The sequence below is a fragment of the Streptomyces sp. NPDC048637 genome, from assembly GCF_040650675.1.
In the GTDB taxonomy this organism is placed as follows: Bacteria; Actinomycetota; Actinomycetes; order Streptomycetales; family Streptomycetaceae; genus Streptomyces.
The window spans coordinates 111,509-132,249 of the sequence record NZ_JBEZHQ010000020.1; the positions used below are offsets into that span (position 1 = coordinate 111,509).

Sequence of the window (20,741 nt, forward strand, 5' to 3'; positions counted from 1 at the left end):
TTCAGACTCCCGCGGGCGTGGCGACGGCGACATCGGACAGATCGGCCGGTGAGGCCAGATGGCCGAGAACCGCCGTTGCGGCGGCGACCTGCGGTGAGACCAGGTGCGTACGACCGCCCTTGCCCTGCCGGCCCTCGAAGTTGCGGTTGGAGGTGGACGCGGAGCGCTCACCGGGAGCCAGCTGGTCGGGGTTCATCCCCAGACACATCGAGCAGCCCGCGTGCCGCCATTCGGCGCCCGCCGCGGTGAAGACCTTGTCCAGCCCCTCGGCGACGGCCTCCAGGGAGACCCGCACCGAGCCGGGGACGATCAGCATCCGTACGCCGTCGGCGACCTTGCGGCCTTCCAGGATTCCGGCCGCGGAGCGCAGGTCCTCGATACGGCCGTTGGTGCACGAACCTACGAAGACGGTGTCCACACTGATCTCGCGCAGCGGCTGACCCGCCGTCAACCCCATGTACTCCAGGGCCTTTTCGGCGGCGTACCGCTCCGAGGCATCCTCGTACGAAGCCGGGTCGGGGACGTTCGCCGAAAGCGGCGCGCCCTGGCCGGGGTTGGTGCCCCAGGTGACGAACGGCGCCAGCGAGGAGGCGTCGATGTGCACCTCGGCGTCGAAGACCGCGTCGTCGTCGGTGCGCAGCGTCTTCCAGTACGCGACCGCGGCGTCCCAGTCCTCGCCCTGCGGGGCGTGGTCACGGCCCTGCAGATAGCTGAAGGTGGTCTCGTCCGGGGCGATCATGCCGGCCCGCGCGCCCGCCTCGATCGACATGTTGCAGATGGTCATCCGGGCTTCCATCGACAGCTTCTCGATGGCCGAACCGCGGTATTCCAGCACGTAGCCCTGGCCGCCGCCGGTGCCGATCTTGGCGATGATCGCCAGGATCAGGTCCTTGGCGGTGACGCTCTCGGGCAGCTCACCGTCGACGGTGATCGCCATGGTCCTGAAGGGCGCCAGCGGCAGCGTCTGGGTGGCCAGCACATGCTCGACCTGGCTGGTGCCGATACCGAACGCCAGCGCGCCGAAGGCTCCGTGGGTGGAAGTGTGGCTGTCACCGCAGACCACGGTGGTGCCGGGCTGGGTCAGTCCCAACTGCGGTCCCACGACGTGGACAACGCCCTGCTCGACATCGCCCAGCGGGTGCAGCCGGACCCCGAACTCCGCACAGTTCTTGCGCAGCGTCTCCAGCTGGGTGCGCGAGATCGGGTCGGCGATCGGCTTGTCGATGTCGAGGGTCGGGGTGTTGTGGTCCTCGGTGGCGATGGTCAGGTCCGTACGGCGCACCTGGCGGCCGGCCTTGCGGAGGCCGTCGAACGCCTGCGGGCTGGTGACCTCGTGCAGGAGGTGGAGATCGATGAAGAGGAGGTCGGGCTCGCCTTCCGCGCGCCGGACGACATGGTCGTCCCAGACCTTCTCCGCGAGTGTCCGTCCCATCGCTTTCCCTCCGGCCGGCCGCAGTGCCGGCCTTTCTCGTCTGTGCGCGATGCCCGCAGAAATCCCCTTGCCGGGCCTTACGCCGAGCCCTGGTCCAGGGCCACACCTACAGATTGACGACTTCCCTGGAAAATTGAACTTGCGTTTCACAGTGTGAGACGCGAGTATCGTTGCATGGACAACTCTAGCGGCGTCGGCGTTCTCGACAAGGCAGCTCTGGTTTTGAGTGCCCTGGAGTCCGGTCCGGCCACCCTCGCCGGGCTGGTCGCGGCGACAGGGCTTGCACGACCCACGGCCCACCGGCTGGCCGTGGCTCTGGAACACCACCGGATGGTGGCGAGGGACATGCAGGGCCGGTTCATCCTCGGCCCGCGGCTGTCCGAGCTGGCCGCGGCGGCCGGTGAGGACCGCCTGCTGGCCACGGCGGGTCCGGTGCTCACCCACCTACGCGATGTGACGGGCGAGAGCGCGCAGCTCTATCGCCGGCAGGGCGATATGCGGATCTGCGTGGCAGCGGCGGAGCGGCTGTCCGGACTGCGGGACACCGTCCCGGTCGGCTCCACGCTCCCCATGAAGGCGGGCTCGGCCGCCCAGATCCTGATGGCCTGGGAGGAGCCCGAGCGGCTGCACCGCGGTCTGCAGGGCGCGCGCTTCACCGCCACCGCCCTGTCCGGCGTCCGGCGCCGCGGCTGGGCCCAGTCGATCGGCGAGCGGGAGCCGGGCGTGGCCTCGGTCTCCGCCCCCGTGCGCGGCCCCTCGAACCGCGTGGTGGCCGCCGTATCGGTCTCCGGCCCGATCGAGCGGCTGACCCGTCACCCGGGCCGGATGCACGCCCAGGCGGTCATCGACGCGGCGGCCCGCCTCTCCGAGGGCCTGCGGCGCACCGGCTGAGCGCCCCGCGGGGCACCCCGCAGGGCACCCCGCGGCGGGGCGGGGCGGGGCAGGAGCCGTGGTCGGCTGCGGTCACGACGCCGGAAAGGGGTGGCCCCGCGCGGACAGCGCAGGGCCACCCGGGCCCTCAGGCCGCCATCCGGTCCGCGGCCCGCTCGCCGCGGCGGCCGACCGGCACCGTCCCCAGGGCCTCCCCCAGCCCGAACGACGGCATATTGACGTAGACGCTCTCGTACGAGCCCGCCGGGACCACATAGGTCTCGTGCCAGAAGCCGACCTTGTTCCGCCCCTCCCGCGCCCGCCGGTTGAAGGCCGCCCAGGCCGGCCGGTGCTCGCCGCTCCGATCCGCGGCGTAGGCGAACAGCTTCTCCTTCGAGTCCCAGTACTGCAGGACGGCGAAGTTCCTCGGCAGTCCGGGAAGCAGCCGGTAGCCGATCATCCCGCTGTCCGGATCCCGGGCCAGCTCCTTGATCATGCGCGGCATGGCGAGGAACACCGGCAGCCAACTGCGCACCGCGCGCCAGCTGTTGAAGCGCATTCCGATGAGGAAGACCACCACCTCCCGACCACCGTCCGCCGTCATCCGTCCCTGCACCGGCTTGCCACTCATGGCAGCTCCTTCCCATACTGGATAGCGTAACTATCCATGATTAGATAGTGACACTCTCCAATGGAAGGTGCAAGGGGTATGCGACTGGCGGAGCTGAGCGAGCGCAGCGGGGTGTCCACCGCCACGATCAAGTACTACCTGCGCGAACGGCTGCTGCCGCCGGGCCGCCGGATCACCGCCACCCGGTCCGAATACGACGAGGAGCATCTGCGGCGGCTGCGGCTGATCCGGGCCCTGATCCAGGTCGGCCGGATCCCCGTGAACACCGCCCGGGAGATCCTGGCCGCCGTCGAGGACGACTCCCAGGACCAGCTCTCCCGCCTCGGGATCGCCGTGGAAGCGCTCCCCCACGGCCCGGAACCCGACGAGAGCACCGCCTCGACGGCCGTCGCCCGGCGCACGGCCACGGAGCTGCTGAGGCGGCTCGACTGGCACTTCAACCTGGAGATCGCCGACAGCTCCTGCGCCTTCGGCATGCTCGTCGCCGCCCTCGCCGCGCTGCACCGCCTCGACTACGCCTGCGATATCCCGCATCTGCTGCCCTATGCCCAGCAGGCGGCACAGCTCGCCGTCGTCGACCTGGATCTGGTCGAGGAGTTCGAGACCCCGGCGGAGCAGGTGGAGGCGGCGGTCGCCCTGACCGTGCTCTATGAGCCGGTGCTGCTCAGTCTGCGCCGGCTGGCGGAGGCCGAGGAGGCCAACAGGCGCTTCGGAAGCGGCAGTTGACACGAGAAGGCCCCCCGCGTGATGCGGGGGGCCTTCTCTTCTTGTACCCCCGACCGGATTCGAACCGGCGCTACCGCCTTGAGAGGGCGGCGTGCTAGGCCGCTACACAACGGGGGCAAGTTTTCCTGCAGTTGGACGTGTCCTGAGGACACACCGCGCTGGGCTACCAGGACTCGAACCTAGACTAAATGAACCAGAATCACTCGTGCTGCCAATTACACCATAGCCCATGGTGGTTTAGACCAGTACCCCCGACCGGATTCGAACCGGCGCTACCGCCTTGAGAGGGCGGCGTGCTAGGCCGCTACACAACGGGGGCCCTAGCGATCCTGCATGAGCGACAGCGGGTGCGACCCGGACTGTCTCCCTGGGAAGGATCTGTACCCCCGACCGGATTCGAACCGGCGCTACCGCCTTGAGAGGGCGGCGTGCTAGGCCGCTACACAACGGGGGCTTTGCAGATAAGCTCTGCGAGCTGGCCTACCAGGACTCGAACCTAGACTAACTGAACCAGAATCAGTCGTGCTGCCAATTACACCATAGGCCATCAAAGCGCAACCCCCCGTAGGGGGTTTCATTTTGACTTACGCTTCCCGGCCGGGCCTTTCGGCCCTCTCGGGCGGCGCAGGAAGAACATTACCTGATCGTGGACGGCGCACCAAAACCGATAACTCCGCGCAACAGCTCGGGGAGCTCCGCCAGGCTCGCGATCCGGCGCACCCCCTCGGGCGGCTCCTCCCCGGTGCCCGCACGGTCCAGCCATACGGCGGTCAGCCCGGCGTCCCGCGCGCCGAGCGCGTCGATGTCGAGCTTGTCGCCGATGTGGAGGACCTCGCCGGGGGTTAGGCCGAGCGCCTTACAGGCCCTCTTGAAGGCTTCCTCGGCCGGCTTGGCGTGGCCCAGTTCATCGGCGCAGAACACCGCCTCGAAGCGCGTACGGATCCCCAGGACGGCCAGCTTGCGCTCCTGGTTGGCGGTGGAGGCGTTGGACAGCACCGCCTGCCGTACCAGCGGGGCCAGGGCCGCCAGTGCGGGCGCGGAGTCCGGGAAGAGCGTCCAGGACGCCTCGTAGTGCGCGATGTACCGGCCGAACCAGGCGTCCGCCTCGGTGTCGGAGAGCGGCGTCCCGAGAAACGTCCGGGCCCGGCCCCTGCGGTGGTCGAGAAAGCCCACCTCACCGGCGAGGAAGCGGGCGAACTCGGTCTCCATGGCCGTCCGCCAGCGCTCCAGAGCGACCTCCTCGCCGCCATACGCGTCGAGGATCCCCTCCGTCCGCAGATGTCGCAGCACACCGGCCCGGTCCGATCCGGTGTAGTCGAAGAGGGTGTCGTCGAGGTCCCACAGGACGGCGCGCAGGGGCATGGTGGCAATCTAGCGAAGTGCTCCGGACATGCCACGGGCCCGGAAGCCGTGCGGCGTCCGGGCCCAGGGGCACAGGGGGGTCAGCCGGCCAGCTTGGCCAGGGCCGCGTCGATGCGCTGGAGGGTGCGCTCCTTGCCCAGGATCTCCAGGGACTCGAAGAGGGGCAGGCCCACCGTGCGGCCGGTGACGGCCACCCGGACGGGGGCCTGGGCCTTGCCGAGCTTGAGGCCGTGCTCCTCGCCGGCGGCCAGGACGGCCTCCTTGAGGGGCTCGGGGCCGGAGGTCCAGTCGGCGGCGTCGAGCTTGGCGCGGGCGGTGGTGAGCAGGGCCGCCGGGTCGCCCTTCATCGCCTTCGTCCAGGACGCCTCGTCCTCGACCGGCTCCGTGCGGAAGAGGAAGTCGACATTGGCGGTGATGTCGGAGAGGACCGTGAGGCGGGTCTGGGCGTGCGGGGCGATGGCCCGCCAGGCGGCCTCGTCGAAGTCCTCGGGGGCCCAGTTGGCGTGCGGGGCCTTCAGCCAGGGCTCGCAGGCCTTGATGAAGGAGTCCAGGTCCAGGCGCCGGATGTGGTCGGCGTTGATCGCCTCGGCCTTCTTCAGGTCGAAGCGGGCCGGGTTGGCGTTGACGTCCGCGATGTCGAACTTCTCGATCAGCTCCTGCACCGAGAAGAGGTCCTGGTCGGCGGAGAAGGACCAGCCGAGCAGCGCAAGGTAGTTGAGCAGGCCCTCGGGGAGGAAGCCGCGCTCGCGGTAGAGGTTGAGGTTGGCCTGCGGGTCGCGCTTGGAGAGCTTCTTGTTGCCCTCGCCCATGACGTAGGGGAGGTGGCCGAAGGCCGGGATCTCCTTGGCCACGCCCAGCTCGATCAGGGCCTTGTAGAGGGCGATCTGGCGGGGGGTGGAGGAGAGCAGGTCCTCGCCGCGCAGGACGTGGGTGATCCCCATCAGGGCGTCGTCGACCGGGTTGACCAGGGTGTACAGCGGGGCGCCGTTGGCGCGGACGATGCCGTAGTCCGGAACGTTCTCCGGGGTGAAGGTCAGCTCGCCGCGCACCAGGTCGGTGAAGGTGATCGGCTCGTCGGGCATCCGGAAGCGGACGATGGCGGAGCGGCCCTCGGACTCGTACGCGGCCTTCTGCCCGGCGGTCAGCTCGCGGCAGGTGCCGTCGTAGCCGGAGGGCTTGCCGGCCTTGCGGGCGGCGTCGCGGCGGACGTCCAGCTCTTCGGTGGTGCAGTAGCAGTGGTAGGCGTGGCCAGCGGCGAGGAGCTTGTCGGCGATGTCCTTGTAGAGGTCCATGCGCTGGGACTGGCGGTACGGCGCGTGCGGGCCGCCGACCTCGGGGCCCTCGTCCCAGTCGAAGCCGAGCCAGTGGAAGGACTCCAGCAGCTGGTTGTAGGACTCTTCGGAGTCGCGGGCCGCGTCGGTGTCCTCGATCCGGAAGACCAGGGTGCCCTTGTTGTGCCGAGCGTAGGCCCAGTTGAACAGGGCGGTACGGATCAGGCCGACGTGGGGGTTACCGGTCGGGGAGGGACAGAAACGGACGCGGACGGGGGTCGCGTTAGCCACGCTTGATCACCTTGTTGGTGAGAGTGCCGATGCCTTCGATGGTGACGGCGACCTCGTCGCCGACGTTGAGGGGGCCGACCCCGGCCGGGGTGCCCGTGAGGATGACGTCGCCCGGGAGCAGGGTCATCGCCTCGGTGATGTGGACGATCAGGTCCTCGACCCGGCGGACCATGTCGCTGGTGCGGCCGAGCTGGCGCTGTTCGCCGTTGACCGTGCACTGCACGGCGAGGCCGGCGGCGATGTCCTCGGGGGTGAGCCCGGTCTCGACCCAGGGTCCGAGCGGGCAGGAGCTGTCGAAGCCCTTGGCCCGTGCCCACTGCTTCTCGCGCTGCTGCACATCGCGGGCGGTGACGTCGTTGGCGCAGGTGTAGCCGAGGATCACGTCCTTGGCGCGCTCGCGGGGCACCTCACGGCACATCCGGCCGATGACGACGGCGAGCTCCGCCTCGTGGTGCACCTCCTGGGAGAAGGAGGGGTACGCGATGGGGTCGCCGGGGCCGATCACCGAGGTGGACGGCTTGAAGAAGACGAGCGGGGCGTCCGGGACGGCGTTGCCCAGCTCGGCGGCGTGTTCGGCATAGTTGCGGCCGACCGCGACGACCTTGTTGGGCAGGACCGGCGGCAGCAGCCGGACCTTGTCGAGGGGGACCTTCTGGCCCGAGCGCTCGAATTCCGCAAAGGGATGACCCTTGATGACGTCGAGTTCGTCGCCTTCGAGGACGCCGAAGCCGACGTTGCCGTCGATGGAGAATCTGGCGATGCGCACGGGTTGCTGTTGCCCCTCATTGATCACTGGCCGGAGTTGACACTCCAGGCTATCGCGGGGCCGCTGCCGGTCCGTCGCCGAATTACGCCGTGACGTCCTGCTGGGGGGCGACCATCAGGACGGTGCGGCGGGGGTTGGCCGTCTGGGTCGGCAGGTCGACGGTGTGCTCCGCTGCCTCGGTGCCGAGCTCTCCGGCGTCGTCGAGGTGGGCCAGGGTGGTGCGCCGCGGGTTGGCTATGTTGCGGAACATCGTCGTCGTCTTCACTGCTGCATGCCTCGCGTCATCGAAGTCGGGAAAGGGCTTGCGGAAAGCTGCCTTGTCATTCTTGGCAACTGTGTAAAGCGTCAGGCTAAGCGCGCTATTCCCTGCGACGTGCGGGGGGACTCAATGATCTTCCTGTGAGTTTGCTCACGAACTGTGTGACAAATGCCGCATTTCCCATGATCAACAACCCTGGGCGAATCGGACAATGGCGGATTGAAGTGCACGTTCCGCTCCCGATCACCGCACCTGGGACAGCCTGGAGGGACGGCCGACTCGCGGATAAAAGTCCGTTATCGACGGCAGAACCTTCTACAAGTCGTGACGTGCTCCGTACATTGCGTCACCCAAGTCACAGTGCGGGGCTCCGCTCTTGTTGGAGATCCTGCACTGTGCTGGAATTCCACGGACCGCCGCACGTTTCAGCCGGCGCGCAGGGCGCAACGAAGCGCCGCGCGGTGGTGCCGTTCTCTTCCGACCGGAGAGGGCAGCCCGCCGGTCATTCACGACCGCCATGGGGGGGGCTTAGCGGTCCCCCATACGACTCGACACCGTCCCGCCGAGGTGGGACGCCTGGTCCAGAGGTTGCGACGCTAGTGCAGGGACGTTTCAAGAGGGATGGCAGCGCTGCGGCGGACCCGGAGCTGCGCGGCGGAAGCGACCGCGCCTCCTCGCCCCAGCGCGCCCAGGGCAACGGTTCCGCCGGGGGCAGCACGCTGCCCGTCGACGGGGGCGGCCAGGCGCCGGGCAATGACGCCGCGGACAGCGGTAAGCCCAAGGTGTCGAAGGGTCCCAGTGGCCCCGGTTCGCGAATAGCGCTGCGCAACTGGCGCATCAGTACCCGTCTGGTCTCCCTGCTCGCGCTGCCCGTGGTCGCCGCGACCACGCTGGGCGGCATGCGCATCGGCACGTCGCTGGAGAACATCGACCAGCTCGACAAGATGCAGCTGCTCACCGAGATGACGCGGCAGGCGACCGAGCTCGCCGACGCGTTGCAGGTGGAGCGGGACAAGTCGGCCGGTCCGCTGGCCGGCAGCGGGAACGCCAAGGACGATGCCAACGTCGTCGCGCCGCGCGAGGCGACCGACCGCGCCCGGCTCTCGTTCAACGAGGCCACCGATGACATCCGGGGCCAGGACGCCACGATGACCGGTGTCCGGGCGACCGTCCTGGAGATCACCCGCCAGCTCAACACCCTGAACGAGATCCGCAACAGCGCCTACAAGGACGAGGACAACGCGGCGCGGACCATCACCAGCTACAACCAGCTGATCGACTCCCTGCTGTCGCTCTCGCAGGACATGGCGCAGGCGACCAGCAACCCGCAGATGATCCGCAGTACCCGTGCGCTGGCGGCGTTCTCGTCGGCCAAGGAGTACGCGTCGATCCAGCGCGCCCTGGTCAGTGCCGGCCTCGCCCACGACGGCGGCCCGCAGCTGTCCTCCAACGACCGGCTGTCCGGCCGCAGCGCCGAGGACAACGAGAAGGCGGCCCGCGACCGCTTCTCGCAGATCTACACCAGCGACGGCGAGAACAGCGCCGGCGCGCTCACCCGCGGCCTGGACGGCAACAACGCCGAGATCAAGGCCGCGGTCGCCTTCGCGCACCGCGCCTTCGCCAGTGGCTCCGGCATCCGCAGCCAGGACTACCGGTACCTCGACTGGTACGACTCCGACACCATCAAGATCGATGAGATGTCGCGCATCGAGACCACGCTGCTCTCGGAGATGGAGCAGAAGTCCCGCGAGCTGCGCAACGAGGCGACCCAGACCGCGATCATCAGCGGTGCGCTGATCCTGCTCGTCCTCGGCGTCTCGCTGGTCGGCGCGTTCGTCGTGGCGCGGTCCATGGTCCGCTCGCTGCGCCGGCTGCAGGACACCGCGCAGAAGGTCGCCCAGGACCGGCTGCCCGAGCTGGTCAAGCAGCTGTCCGAGTCCGACCCGCAGGACGTGGACACCTCCGTCGAGTCGGTCGGTGTGCACAGCCGGGACGAGATCGGCCGGGTGGCCGCGGCCTTCGACGACGTGCACCGCGAGGCGGTCCGCCTCGCCTCCGAGCAGGCGCTGCTGCGGGGCAACGTCAACGCGATGTTCACCAACCTCTCGCGCCGTTCCCAGGGCCTGATCCAGCGTCAGCTCTCGCTGATCTCCGAACTGGAGTCCCGCGAGGCCGACCCGGACCAGCTCTCCTCCCTCTTCAAGCTCGACCACCTCGCCACCCGCATGCGCCGTAACGGTGAGAACCTCCTGGTCCTCGCCGGTGAGGAGCCGGGGCGCCGGTGGACGCGGCCGGTGCCGCTGGTCGACGTGCTCCGTGCCGCCGCCTCCGAGGTGGAGCAGTACGAGCGGATCGAACTCAACGCCGTACCACAGACCGAGGTCGCGGGCCGGGTCGTCAACGACCTCGTGCACCTCCTCGCCGAGCTGCTGGAGAACGCCACCTCGTTCTCCTCGCCGCAGACCAAGGTCAAGGTCACCGGCCACGCGCTGCCCGACGGCCGGGTGCTGGTCGAGATCCACGACACCGGCATCGGTCTGTCGCCCGAGGACCTGTCGTCCATCAACGAGCGGCTCGCCAGCCCGCCGACCGTGGACGTCTCGGTGTCCCGGCGCATGGGTCTGTTCGTGGTCGGCCGCCTGTCGCTGCGGCACGGCATCCGTATCCAGCTGCGGCCCTCCGACTCCGGCGGCACCACCGCGCTGGTCATGCTGCCGGTGGACCTCGCCCAGGGCGGCAAGAAGCCGGCGCCGAGCAACGCCAAGGGCGGCGGCGACCACGGCGGCGGGCAGTCCAGCCGGCTCGCGGGACTGCAGCCGCGCGGTCAGGTCGGTTCGGGTCCCTCGGCCGGCGGGCGCCCTGCGCTGCCCGGTCGCGGTGGCCCCGGCGGCGGTGCGCCGAACGCCTTCGGTGCCGCGGCGCCGTCCGGCCGTACGGCCCCTCCCGGCGCGAATCCTCCCGGCGGGGGCTCCCCTGGTGCCCCGGCGCAGGGCGGCGACGCACGCCCGGCCGCCGGCCGTCCCGCCGGCTCACGTCCCTCGCTGCCCACCCGCGGCGCGGACAACGGCCCGGCGCCCACCGTGGCACCGCCGACCGGCGCCCCGCGCCGCGAGGAGCGTCCGCAGCTGCCGGCCCGCGGTCCCGCGGCCGAGCTGCCGGGCGGTCCGCCCGCCGGCGGTCAGGGCGGCCAGGGTGCTCAGCAGCCCGGCGGTACGAGCTGGGGCGCACGCCGTGACCGCGGCGGCTCCGACGACTGGCCGCTGACGCCCCGCGAGACGCAGGACCGGCCGCGTGGCCACGAGGAGCCGGAGAGCACCGGCAGCTTCGAGCGGCCCGCGCCCGGCGGCGGCCCCGGTGACACCGCGGCGTTCGCCCGTCCCGACTTCAACGGTCCGCCGCCCGCCGCGGACGGCTCCCAGGGCGGGCGCCGCCCGCAGGGCGCGCGTCCGGTCGGCCAGGGCGCGGCCAACGGTCCCGGGGACACCGGGCAGTTCGCCCTGCCGGACCGCGACACGGGGCAGTACGAGACCGGCCAGTACGAGACGGGCCAGTACCGGCGCCCGGACAGTGACACCGGGCAGTACCAGCGGCCCGACAGCGACACCGGCCAGTACCAGCAGCCCAACAGCGACACCGGCCAGTACCAGCGACCCGACGGCGACACCGGGCAGTTCGACACCGGCCAGTACCAGCGGCCGGACGCCGACCGTGCCGCGTACGCCGACGCGTCGCAGGGCACCGGGCAGTTCCCGGTGCCGCAGTCGCAGGACAGCGGTGCGCCGTCCGCCGATGTGCTCGGCGATGCGGACGCCGGTCCCGGTGACGGCCGTACCCCGATCTTCGACACCATCGAGTCCAACTGGTTCAACCACCCGGCGGCCGCCGCTGCCGGTGTACCGCCCCAGGACGCCGCCGAGCCCGACGCCCCGCGGCTGCCGCGCCGCGGGGCCGCGCAGGACGGCGCAGGACGCGGCGAGGCACGCAACGACGCGCGCAGCGAGGCACCGGCCAACGGCGGGCGCAATGACGCGCCGGTCAACGGCACGCGCAACGACGCAGCGGTCAACGGTGCGCGCAGCGCAGCGCCGGCCGACGCCGCCAGCCAGTGGCGCAGCTCGCCGAACGACGAGACGTGGCGGCAGGCGGAGCAGATCCGCCAGCCCGCCGCGGGCGGGATCACCACCTCCGGACTGCCCCGCCGGGTCCCGCGCGCGAACCTCGTCGCGGGCACCGCACAACAGCAGCAGTCCACCCAGAGCGGTCCCCAGGTCTCGCGTGCGCCCAGCGATGTGCGCGGGCGGCTGACCAATCTCCGTCGGGGTATTCAGCAAGGCCGGCAGGCCGGGACGTCGTCCACCGGCACCCACGGCATTGTCGATCCCACTCACCAGCAGGAGCGTTAGTTGAGTCCGATGAGCCAGGCGGCGCAGAACCTGAACTGGTTGATCACCAACTTCGTGGACAACACCCCCGGGGTGTCGCACACGGTGGTGGTCTCCGCGGACGGTCTGCTCCTCGCCATGTCCGAGGGCTTTCCCCGCGACCGTGCCGACCAGTTGGCGGCGGTGGCCTCCGGCCTGACCTCGCTGACCTCCGGCGCGTCCCGCATCTTCGAAGGGGGAACGGTCAATCAGACCGTCGTGGAGATGGAGCGGGGATTCCTGTTCATCATGTCCGTCTCCGACGGATCGTCGCTGGCCGTACTGGCGCACCCCGAGTGCGACATCGGCCTGGTCGGCTACGAAATGGCTCTGCTGGTCGACCGCGCGGGCACGGTACTGACGCCGGATCTGCGCGCCGAACTGCAGGGCAGCCTGCTGCACTGAACGGCGCCCGCAGCGCCGCTCCGTCCAGCACCAACCATCCATGTGCCGCACCCCCCACCGGCCCAACCCGACGACAGTCAGTTGTCCCGCCCGGAGGACCCATGACCCCGCCACCTGCCACTTCCGGCCCGTACGGCGCCTATAGCCAAGCGCCGTACGGGAGCGAAGGTGACCAGCCGCTGGTGCGCCCGTACGCCATGACCGGAGGCCGGACCCGGCCGCGCTACCAGCTCGCCATAGAGGCGCTGGTCAGCACGACCGCCGACCCCTCTCAGCTGCCCGGGCTGCTGCCCGAGCACCAGCGGATCTGCCATCTGTGCCGTGAGGTGAAGTCGGTCGCCGAGGTCTCCGCACTGCTGCACATCCCGCTGGGTGTGGCGCGGATTCTGGTCGCGGACCTGGCAGAGGCCGGCATGGTGGCGATCCACCAGCCCGGCGGCAGTGGTGAGGCCGGTGGCACGCCGGACGTGACCTTGCTCGAGAGGGTGCTCAGTGGACTTCGCAAGCTCTGACAGCGGTTCGGACGGGACTACGGCCCGCGCCACGACCTCCGCCAAGATCGTGGTGGCGGGGGGCTTCGGCGTGGGCAAGACCACGTTCGTCGGGGCCGTCTCAGAGATCAACCCGCTGCGCACCGAGGCCGTGATGACCTCCGCCTCGGCGGGCGTCGACGATCTCAGCCACGTCCAGGACAAGACCACGACGACCGTGGCGATGGACTTCGGCCGGATCACCCTGGACCAGGACCTGATCCTGTACCTGTTCGGTACACCGGGTCAGGACCGTTTCTGGTTCATGTGGGACGACCTGGTCCGTGGCGCGATCGGCGCGGTGGTGCTGGTCGACACCCGCCGTCTCGCCGACTGCTTCCCCGCGGTCGACTACTTCGAGAACAGCGGACTGCCGTTCGTCATCGCCCTCAACGGCTTCGAGGGATACCAGCCCCACACGCCCGACGAGGTGCGTGAGGCGCTGCAGATCGGCCCGGGGGCCCCGATCATCACCACGGACGCCCGGCACCGCAACGAGGCCAAGAGCGCGCTCATCACGCTCGTGGAGCACGCGCTGATGGCGCGGCTGCAGTAGCTCGCCGGACCGGCCCGCCCCGCGTCCGGCGCGGGCCGTACGGCAGTTGTCACCGCCGGGGGTGCGCCCCCTGCCCCGGACCGGTTTCCGGCATCCGTGAGTGGATCTGTGTCCTTCGACACGCCCACAATTTTGCTTCATAACGTTTCGACAGTGAATCAGCAGGCTTTCGACACCCCGCGCGCATGCCCGGCTTCGCTGCGCTCACAATTCTCCTGCATTTTGGCGCGGCTCGCCCTTAACGCCCCTTTTATCTGAGGCCCTTTCGCGCCCGCTCCGCCTTTACCCAGTGTTTGGAACGCACCGCCCTGACGTGCTGAAATTCGCTGAACTCCGGAGTAGGAACGCCCAGAAGAAACGGCACAGCAAAACAGTGCCGGCGCCGAGAGGTTGTTGGTCGAGTGAGGCGAAGCAAGGCGAGCCCCGAGCCGCAGGAACCGCGGCGGGGCAACTTCACCCCGCCACCCAGAGGTGGCCTACCGGCTTCCGACGCGCCCGAAAATACGGTCGCGAAGCCTCCGGTCAGTGGCGGTAAGTACTCCCCGCGCAACTGGCGCGTGGCGACCCGCCTGAACGCCATTCTGCTCATCCCCGTGCTGTTGGCCCTGGTCTTCGGCGGTCTGCGGGTGGACAGCTCGTTCGCCACATGGCAGGAAGCCCAGGACGCGGAGAACACCGCGAAGCTCGTTCGCGCCGCGCTTTCCTACAGCAATGCCCTGATCGACGAGCGGGACCGCACCGCGGCGCCGCTGCTGAAAGGCAAGAAGGACGACCCGGCCGTGCTGGGGGCGCGGGACGCCACCGACGCCGCCGCCGACAAGTTCCACCAGGTCGCCAAGTCCATGCCGGACAAGCCGGGCCTCAAGCGCCGTCTCGCCTCGTTCGAGAAGGTCGAGCCCAAGCTCCAGCAGCTGCGCCAGGCCGCCTACACCTCCAAGCTGCGCGGTGTGCAGACCGAAGAGGGCTATGTCGAGGTCCAGCACCCGCTGATGGAGTTCGCCAACGAACTCGGCCTGGGCACCGGCAACATCACCTCCTACGGCCGCACGGTCTACGCCGTCGCGCTGGCCAAGGCGGCGGAGTCGCTCGAGCGCTCCATCGGCGCCCACCTCCTGGTCGACCCGGCGTCCCCGCAGGGCGGCAAGGAGCACAAGCTTCAGCTGACCGCCTTCGCGTCGTACCGCTACCTGGAGGGCATCGCCATCGGCGAGTACACCTCCGGCGGCACGCCCGAGGACGTCGAGCGTCTCAAGACGGACGCCGCGGCGCTCAAGCAGGCCGCGCAGCAGAAGATCGCGCGGGCCAAGGAGCAGGCCCAGGCCGCCGGCCGGCCGTTCCGCACCCCGCCGTCGATCGACCAGATGGGCACCCTGATCGCCACCGGCGCGGCGCCGGAGTCGCTCAGCCTGCGCGGCATCACCTCCGACACCTACTTCGCGGCTGCGACCGGCAAGTTCGACATGTACCGGTCCATCGAGAAGGACCTGGCGGACAAGGCCGTGAACGAGGCGGCGCAGATCTCCGACGACGCCCGCCAGTCGACCTTCATCGACTCCGGCATCGTGCTGGCCGCGCTGATCATCGCGTTCGTCGTGGCCGGTCTGATGGCCCGCCGGATGAGCCGCAACATGCGCCAGCTGCGCACCGCCGCCTTCGGCATCGCCGAGCAGCGGCTGCCGATGCTGGTCGACCAGCTCTCGCGGACCGACCCGGGCCGGGTCGACACCCGCGTACAGCCCATCCCGATCTCCACCACCGACGAGATCGGCGAGGTCGCCCGCGCCTTCGACCAGGTGCACCGCGAGGCCGTCCGGCTCGCCGCCGAGCAGGCGCTGCTGCGGGGCAACGTCAACGCGATCTTCACCAACCTCTCCAGCCGCAACCAGGGCCTGATCGAGCGCCAGTTGGAGCTGATCACCGACCTGGAGAACAACGAGGCGGACCCGGACCAGCTGGAGAGCCTCTTCCGGCTCGACCACCTCGCCACGCGTATGCGGCGCAACGGCGAGAACCTCCTGATCCTCGCGGGCGAGGAGCCCGGCCGCCGCTGGAACCAGCCGGTGCCGCTGGTCGACGTCCTGCGGGCGGCGATCAGTGAGGTCGAGTCCTACGAGCGAATAGACCTCACCGGTGTCCCCGAGAGCGAGATCCACGGCACCGCCGTGACCGACCTCGTGCACCTGCTGTCCGAGCTGCTGGAGAACGCCACCACGTTCTCCTCCCCGCAGACCAAGGTGCGGGTGGCCGCGACCCGGCTGCCCGACGGCCGGGTCATGATCGAGATCCACGACAAGGGCATCGGGCTCACCCCCGAGGACTTTGCGGACATCAACCACAAGCTGGCGAACCCGCCGAGCGTGGATGCCGCGATCTCCCAGCGCATGGGCCTGTTCGTGGTCGGCCGGCTGGCCGACCGGCACGGGATCCGGGTGCAGCTGCGCCCCTCCGGCGAGCAGGCGGGCACCACGTCCCTGGTCATGCTGCCCGAGGCGATCACCCACGGCGGTGGCGGCGAGGAGCAGTTCGAGGACGACTTCACGGTGTCCCGGATCGTGCCGGAGCAGCAGCAGCACACGGCGTACGAGAACCATCAGCGCACCGCCGCCGAGCTGGGCTTCGACGACAGCCGCTACGGCCGGCCGGACTCCGGGGACCTGGACATGATGGGCCGCTCGCTGCTCCGTGAGGAGCGCCGGGCCGCCCTGGAGGCCCAGGCGTCCGGTGAGCAGGCCGCCGAGTACCAGCAGGGCGAGCGTCCGCTCTTCCGTGACGAGGTGTCGTCCGGCGGCGCGTACCAGGACTACCCCGGCCAGGCATATGCGGAAGCCGATCAACCGCTCTACGACGACCGGTCGCACGGCACCCAGGCGTTCGGCGAGCCGAGCTTCGCGGAGACCACGGGCCAGCAGCCATACGTCTCCCACGAGGCGGCACAGCCGGACGAATGGGCCGAACACCCCGCATTCGAGGGCTACTTCGGGACCGAAGCGGAATCTGACCGGAATACAACTGCCGCTCCCACTGGCGCCGCTGAGCGCGTACCATTCGAGCGTCCGGGCCCCACACCGAGCGACGCCCACGCGCTGACGGACGCCGGCCTTCCGCGCCGCGGAGGCCGCGACCAGCAAGCACCGCAGGTGCAAGAGCAGCGGAGCGCGCCGGAGACCGGCCAGGACGGCTCGGACTGGCGCAGCTCCAACGACGAGCGCTGGGAGCGGGCGGAGCAGCTGCGCGAGCCGAAGGCGGGCGGAGTCACCTCCTCCGGCCTCCCCCGGCGGGTGCCCAAGGCCAACCTGGTCGAAGGTGCCGCGGAGCAGACCCCGCAGGGCGGCCCCCAGGTCTCCCGCGCCCCGGAGGACGTCCGCGGCAGGCTGAGTAACCTGCGCCGTGGTGTCCAGCAGGGACGCAGCGTCGGCACGGATCCCTCCGGGATCCCCCAGAATGACCAACAGGGCTACGGCCCCGGCAGCACCTACGATCAGGAGCGTTAGTGTGAGCCCGATGAGCCAGGCGGCGCAGAATCTGAACTGGTTGATCACCAACTTCGTGGACAACACCCCTGGGGTGTCCCACACGGTCGTGGTCTCCGCGGACGGTCTCCTCCTCGCGATGTCCGAGGGCTTCCCTCGTGACAGAGCCGATCAGTTGGCGGCGGTGGCCTCCGGGCTGACGTCGCTGACCTCCGGCGCGTCCCGCATCTTCGAGGGCGGGAGCGTCAACCAGACCGTGGTGGAGATGGAGCGTGGTTTCCTCTTCATCATGTCCGTCTCCGACGGATCGTCGCTGGCCGTACTGGCGCACCCCGAGTGCGACATCGGCCTGGTCGGCTATGAGATGGCCCTGCTGGTCGACCGCGCGGGCACGGTACTGACGCCGGATCTGCGCGCCGAACTGCAGGGAAGTCTTCTCAACTAAAAGACAGGCAGTGCGTTTCCCGCCACCGCGCCTTATGGTTCGGTGGCGCGACCGGCGTCAGACAGGCAAGTTGGAGGAGGAGACGTGGCAACGCCCCCGAGCGGATACCCGTATGGTTCCGGACAGGAGTCCGGGCCTGTGGGCGAGACCCATCACAACCGCTTCAACTTCCCGTCTGCGCCGAGCCCCCGGCCGCAGCGGCCCCCGCAGCAGCAGCCTCGGCCGTACGACTCCCAGCCGTACGAGCCGTCGGTGTACGACCAGCCACGGGCACCGCGCATCCAGCCGGTGCAGCCGCAGCGGCGCGCGTCCGAGCCCGCCCCCACCGGCGCGAACAACCCGCTGGTGCGCCCGTACGCCATGACCGGAGGCCGGACCCGGCCGCGCTACCAGCTCGCCATCGAGGCGCTGGTCAGCACGACCGCCGACCCCTCCAAGCTGCAGGGCCAGCTGCCGGAGCACCAGCGCATCTGCCACCTCTGCCGCGAGATCAAGTCAGTAGCCGAGATCTCCGCGCTTCTCTCCATCCCCCTCGGCGTCGCCCGGATCCTCGTCGCCGACCTGGCAGAGGCCGGACTCGTCGCCATCCATCAGCCCGGCGGGGACGAGACCGCCGGCGGACAGCCAGATGTGACACTGCTCGAAAGGGTGCTCAGTGGACTTCGCAAGCTCTAGCGGTGCAGCCCGCTCCACCACCTCCGCGAAAATCGTGGTGGCGGGCGGCTTCGGCGTGGGCAAGACCACGTTCGTCGGGGCCGTCTCAGAGATCAACCCGCTGCGCACCGAAGCCGTGATGACCTCCGCCTCGGCGGGCATCGACGACCTCACGCACGCGCCGGACAAGACGACCACGACCGTGGCGATGGACTTCGGCCGGATCACCCTGGACCAGGACCTGATCCTGTACCTCTTCGGTACACCGGGTCAGGACCGTTTCTGGTTCATGTGGGACGACCTGGTCCGTGGCGCGATCGGCGCGGTGGTGCTGGTCGACACCCGCCGTCTCGCCGACTGCTTCCCCGCGGTCGACTACTTCGAGAACAGCGGACTGCCGTTCGTCATCGCCCTCAACGGCTTCGACGGACATCAGCCCTACACGCCCGACGAGGTGCGTGAGGCGCTGCAGATCGGCCCGGACGCGCCGATCATCACGACCGATGCGCGGCATCGCAGCGAGGCCAAGAGCGCGCTCATCACGCTCGTGGAGCATGCGCTGATGGCGCGGCTGCGCTAGCCGGATGCGTCCGGGCCCCCGTGCCCGCACGCGCGCCATGACGAAAGGCCCCCACACCGTTCAGGTGCGGGGGCCTTCGTCGTGCCGTGGGGGCCGTACGCACCGGTGTACGGGCCCGTCGGCGTCCCGGCGTCAGCGGCGGCCGGGGCACTCCTTCCATGCGAAGTGGTACAGGGTGTTGATGCTGCCGTCGGTGGAGTCCATGGCCATGTAGCTGGTGGACTTGGGGTCCGCCGACTTGGCGTCCACCCTCATCTCGGTGTTGATGTTGAAGTAGCGCTCCTCGCCGCAGGGTGCGTACACCAGCGCGTCGATGTCGGTCTCGTCCGAGGTCTGCCAGTTGGAGTCGTAGGGGCCGGAGAAGGAGTGGCTCTTACGGGCCGTCTGCTGCTGGCCCTGGAAGTAGTAGCCGGCCGTCTCCAGCCCCCTGGCGCCCGGGGCCAGGGAGGCGTAGCCCCGGTAGTCGGCGCGGGCGATCGCGTAGGTGAAGCCCTGTGGGACGTGGACGTTGAGCGCGATCTGGCAGTTCTTGCGGGAGTCGGTGGGCTTGCTGCCGCTGCCCGCCTGGGCGAGATATTCGCTGTACGTGACGGTGAAGGCGGTGTTGTCGGGGGCGATGGCCACCGCGGCGCTGCCGGGTCTGCAGCCCGAACCGTTGACCGTGGCGACGGTTATGGTGATCTTGCCGGTCGGCGGATCGTCGCCGAACCGCGCCGTGGTGGTGGGGGATGCCGATCCGGTGAGGAGCAACGATGCCACTGCGGCACCAGCACTCAGCGTGCTAAGCATGGGCTTTCCTTCCGGTCGTCCTAGGCCCGCGGGCGGGAACACCAGGAGATGGATGACGAGCGCATGCCAGCATGGGGATCACGGCTTGAACAGCTCTGCTCCCCAGGGTTGAGGCGAACCTACGCCTTGATCCGGACGCGACATACCAAACCGGAACACCACGTCCGGAAAGCGTCATGTCGCGTTGCGGGCGGCGGTGTTGTGGCTGGGGCGCGTGGTGCCTGACCGGGTTGGTGGTGGCTGGGGTTGGTGGTGGCTGGGGTTGGTGCCGGGTTGGCGTGGGCTGGGGGTGGCGCGGGTTGCCGTGGGCTTCGGGCCGGTGCGGGTTGCCGTGGGCTGGGGGCGGTGCGGGTTGCCGTGGGCTGGGGTGCGGGTGCGGGTTGCCGTGGGCTGGCGCCGGTGCGCCTACGGGCGGTGGGTGGCGGGTCGGAGGGGACGCCCGGTAACCCGTCCTCGGCGCGGGCGACGCGGATCCCTGAGGTTCCTCGCCCCGTTGTTCGCTCCGGGTCCTGCGGGCGGCTCACCGGACATCCCCTCCGACCTCCGTTCGTGGGCGGCCCTCCCGCCGTACCAATCACCGTCACAAGCCCGTACGGCACCTCTTGGCAGGGACCTGGCCAGGCCACCGATCTTTGGGCGCGGCCACGTCTGGCCGATCCTTGGGCGCGGCCACGTCTGGGCCGTGACGGACGGTGTCACCGGGCGGCAGCCGGCAACGCCGGACGGTTGGAGGGGATGTACCGGTGCCCGCCCGCAGGACTGGAGCGAACGCCGGGGCAATCAATCGCACGGAGCCGCGTCGCCCGCGCCGTGGGGGCACCTCCCGGCCGAAGGCTGGGGGAGGGTACCGGTGCGTCCCCTCCAGCCCCCGCGGCAACCACCCACCCCGCAACACCCCAACCCCCACCACGCCGCACCGCCCCAGAAGCAAGTGACGGATCGGCCGCGCCACGAAGGGGCGCGGGGAACTGCGCGCCCAGCCACAACACACCCGCAGACACACAACACGCCCCAGAAACCCCGAAAGGGACCCCGCACCACGCGGGGCCCCTCGTCGGCGGCATCAGCGAAGCGTCACCGCTGCCAGCTCGTCGCTCCGTGGAAGCCGTTCTGGCGCTCCAGACGGCGCCAGCGGGCGGCGGTGGCGCGCGGGCGGGCGGGAGCGGCGGCCGGCTGGTGGGCGGCGCGGGCCAGCAGGACGGCGGTCAGGGCGGCGAGCTCTTCCTCGCTGGCCTGGCCCTTCTCCACGCGGATGGGATCGGTGCGGTGGGCAGAATTCACGG

18 protein-coding genes and 5 tRNA genes are annotated in these 20,741 nt (G+C 70.1%); 10 read left to right on the forward strand and 13 right to left on the reverse strand.

Features of this window, described 5'->3' with window-relative positions:
- Position 1: 1 nt before the first annotated feature.
- Positions 2-1,432, reverse strand: a complete 1,431-nt coding sequence (gene leuC / locus AB0C46_RS24160) for a 3-isopropylmalate dehydratase large subunit (RefSeq protein ID WP_362830186.1) — start codon at positions 1,430-1,432, stop codon at positions 2-4.
- 174 nt (positions 1,433-1,606) lie between these two features.
- Between leuC and ndgR the strand changes: the two genes are divergently transcribed.
- Positions 1,607-2,323 carry an IclR family transcriptional regulator NdgR gene (gene ndgR, locus AB0C46_RS24165; protein WP_026169203.1) on the forward strand — a complete coding sequence of 239 codons (717 nt, stop codon included), beginning with the start codon at positions 1,607-1,609 and terminating at the stop codon, positions 2,321-2,323.
- A 127-nt stretch (positions 2,324-2,450) separates the two neighbouring features.
- Here ndgR and AB0C46_RS24170 read toward each other — a convergent pair whose 3' ends face one another.
- Positions 2,451-2,933, reverse strand: a complete 483-nt coding sequence (locus AB0C46_RS24170) for a DUF4188 domain-containing protein (protein WP_362830188.1) — start codon at positions 2,931-2,933, stop codon at positions 2,451-2,453.
- Between the two features lie 78 nt (positions 2,934-3,011).
- Between AB0C46_RS24170 and AB0C46_RS24175 the strand changes: the two genes are divergently transcribed.
- A complete protein-coding gene (locus AB0C46_RS24175; RefSeq protein WP_362830190.1) occupies positions 3,012-3,659 on the forward strand; it encodes a MerR family transcriptional regulator in 648 nt (215 codons plus the stop codon).
- A gap of 44 nt (positions 3,660-3,703) precedes the next feature.
- On the opposite strand, the gene AB0C46_RS24180 is transcribed toward AB0C46_RS24175, so the two are convergent.
- From AB0C46_RS24180 to AB0C46_RS24220, 9 genes are all read right to left on the reverse strand, one after another.
- Positions 3,704-3,776: transfer RNA gene (locus AB0C46_RS24180), tRNA-Glu, on the reverse strand.
- A 41-nt stretch (positions 3,777-3,817) separates the two neighbouring features.
- Positions 3,818-3,889, reverse strand: a tRNA-Gln gene (locus AB0C46_RS24185).
- A 16-nt stretch (positions 3,890-3,905) separates the two neighbouring features.
- Positions 3,906-3,978 (reverse strand) — tRNA-Glu (locus AB0C46_RS24190).
- Positions 3,979-4,040: 62 nt separating this feature from the next.
- Positions 4,041-4,113 (reverse strand) — tRNA-Glu (locus AB0C46_RS24195).
- 21 nt (positions 4,114-4,134) lie between these two features.
- Positions 4,135-4,206 (reverse strand) — tRNA-Gln (locus AB0C46_RS24200).
- A gap of 89 nt (positions 4,207-4,295) precedes the next feature.
- The gene (locus AB0C46_RS24205) at positions 4,296-5,021 is read right to left on the reverse strand and encodes an HAD family hydrolase (protein WP_362830191.1); all 726 of its coding nucleotides are present in this window, start codon (positions 5,019-5,021) and stop codon (positions 4,296-4,298) included.
- A gap of 80 nt (positions 5,022-5,101) precedes the next feature.
- The gene (gene gltX, locus AB0C46_RS24210; RefSeq protein WP_362830192.1) at positions 5,102-6,583 is read right to left on the reverse strand and encodes a glutamate--tRNA ligase; all 1,482 of its coding nucleotides are present in this window, start codon (positions 6,581-6,583) and stop codon (positions 5,102-5,104) included.
- Positions 6,576-7,349 carry a fumarylacetoacetate hydrolase family protein gene (locus tag AB0C46_RS24215; protein WP_362830193.1) on the reverse strand — a complete coding sequence of 258 codons (774 nt, stop codon included), beginning with the start codon at positions 7,347-7,349 and terminating at the stop codon, positions 6,576-6,578. The genes gltX and AB0C46_RS24215 overlap by 8 nt, the downstream gene beginning before the upstream one ends.
- 82 nt (positions 7,350-7,431) lie before the next feature.
- On the reverse strand, positions 7,432-7,614 hold the full coding sequence (locus AB0C46_RS24220; RefSeq protein ID WP_362830195.1) for a hypothetical protein: 183 nt from the start codon (positions 7,612-7,614) through the stop codon (positions 7,432-7,434).
- Between the two features lie 593 nt (positions 7,615-8,207).
- Here AB0C46_RS24220 and AB0C46_RS24225 point away from each other — a divergent pair.
- The 8 genes from AB0C46_RS24225 (at position 8,208) to AB0C46_RS24260 (ending at position 18,669) form a co-directional block, all read left to right on the forward strand.
- Complete coding sequence (locus tag AB0C46_RS24225; protein WP_362830197.1) at positions 8,208-12,011, forward strand: nitrate- and nitrite sensing domain-containing protein; 3,804 nt, start codon at positions 8,208-8,210, stop codon at positions 12,009-12,011.
- Positions 12,012-12,020: 9 nt separating this feature from the next.
- A complete protein-coding gene (locus AB0C46_RS24230) occupies positions 12,021-12,434 on the forward strand; it encodes a roadblock/LC7 domain-containing protein (RefSeq protein ID WP_018087200.1) in 414 nt (137 codons plus the stop codon).
- Positions 12,435-12,535: 101 nt separating this feature from the next.
- On the forward strand, positions 12,536-12,946 hold the full coding sequence (locus tag AB0C46_RS24235) for a DUF742 domain-containing protein (RefSeq protein ID WP_030087818.1): 411 nt from the start codon (positions 12,536-12,538) through the stop codon (positions 12,944-12,946).
- On the forward strand, positions 12,927-13,520 hold the full coding sequence (locus AB0C46_RS24240; protein ID WP_362830198.1) for an ATP/GTP-binding protein: 594 nt from the start codon (positions 12,927-12,929) through the stop codon (positions 13,518-13,520). Before AB0C46_RS24235 ends, AB0C46_RS24240 begins: the two co-directional genes overlap by 20 nt.
- Positions 13,521-14,077: 557 nt before the next feature.
- Positions 14,078-17,011, forward strand: a complete 2,934-nt coding sequence (locus AB0C46_RS24245; RefSeq protein ID WP_362830200.1) for a nitrate- and nitrite sensing domain-containing protein — start codon at positions 14,078-14,080, stop codon at positions 17,009-17,011.
- A 10-nt stretch (positions 17,012-17,021) separates the two neighbouring features.
- Positions 17,022-17,435 carry a roadblock/LC7 domain-containing protein gene (locus AB0C46_RS24250; RefSeq protein WP_018087204.1) on the forward strand — a complete coding sequence of 138 codons (414 nt, stop codon included), beginning with the start codon at positions 17,022-17,024 and terminating at the stop codon, positions 17,433-17,435.
- Positions 17,436-17,573: 138 nt separating this feature from the next.
- Entirely contained in the window at positions 17,574-18,110 is a 537-nt protein-coding gene (locus AB0C46_RS24255) for a DUF742 domain-containing protein (RefSeq protein ID WP_362830202.1), read from the forward strand.
- A complete protein-coding gene (locus AB0C46_RS24260) occupies positions 18,091-18,669 on the forward strand; it encodes an ATP/GTP-binding protein (RefSeq protein WP_073447656.1) in 579 nt (192 codons plus the stop codon). Before AB0C46_RS24255 ends, AB0C46_RS24260 begins: the two co-directional genes overlap by 20 nt.
- A 132-nt stretch (positions 18,670-18,801) precedes the next feature.
- Here AB0C46_RS24260 and AB0C46_RS24265 read toward each other — a convergent pair whose 3' ends face one another.
- A complete protein-coding gene (locus AB0C46_RS24265) occupies positions 18,802-19,458 on the reverse strand; it encodes a DUF4360 domain-containing protein (RefSeq protein WP_362830204.1) in 657 nt (218 codons plus the stop codon).
- Positions 19,459-20,532: 1,074 nt separating this feature from the next.
- The gene (locus AB0C46_RS24270) at positions 20,533-20,739 is read right to left on the reverse strand and encodes an acyl-CoA carboxylase epsilon subunit (RefSeq protein WP_362830205.1); all 207 of its coding nucleotides are present in this window, start codon (positions 20,737-20,739) and stop codon (positions 20,533-20,535) included.
- Positions 20,740-20,741: the final 2 nt, after the last annotated feature.

Excerpts from the sequence above, each read along its gene's own strand:
- leuC (WP_362830186.1), bottom strand. The coding sequence starts at position 1,432 with ATGGGACGGACACTCGCGGAGAAGGTCTGGGACGACCATGTCGTCCGG.
- ndgR (WP_026169203.1), top strand. The coding sequence starts at position 1,607 with ATGGACAACTCTAGCGGCGTCGGCGTTCTCGACAAGGCAGCTCTGGTT.
- AB0C46_RS24170 (WP_362830188.1), bottom strand. The coding sequence starts at position 2,933 with ATGAGTGGCAAGCCGGTGCAGGGACGGATGACGGCGGACGGTGGTCGG.
- AB0C46_RS24175 (WP_362830190.1), top strand. The coding sequence starts at position 3,012 with ATGCGACTGGCGGAGCTGAGCGAGCGCAGCGGGGTGTCCACCGCCACG.
- AB0C46_RS24205 (WP_362830191.1), bottom strand. The coding sequence starts at position 5,021 with ATGCCCCTGCGCGCCGTCCTGTGGGACCTCGACGACACCCTCTTCGAC.
- AB0C46_RS24230 (WP_018087200.1), top strand. The coding sequence starts at position 12,021 with ATGAGCCAGGCGGCGCAGAACCTGAACTGGTTGATCACCAACTTCGTG.
- AB0C46_RS24235 (WP_030087818.1), top strand. The coding sequence starts at position 12,536 with ATGACCCCGCCACCTGCCACTTCCGGCCCGTACGGCGCCTATAGCCAA.
- AB0C46_RS24250 (WP_018087204.1), top strand. The coding sequence starts at position 17,022 with ATGAGCCAGGCGGCGCAGAATCTGAACTGGTTGATCACCAACTTCGTG.
- AB0C46_RS24265 (WP_362830204.1), bottom strand. The coding sequence starts at position 19,458 with ATGCTTAGCACGCTGAGTGCTGGTGCCGCAGTGGCATCGTTGCTCCTC.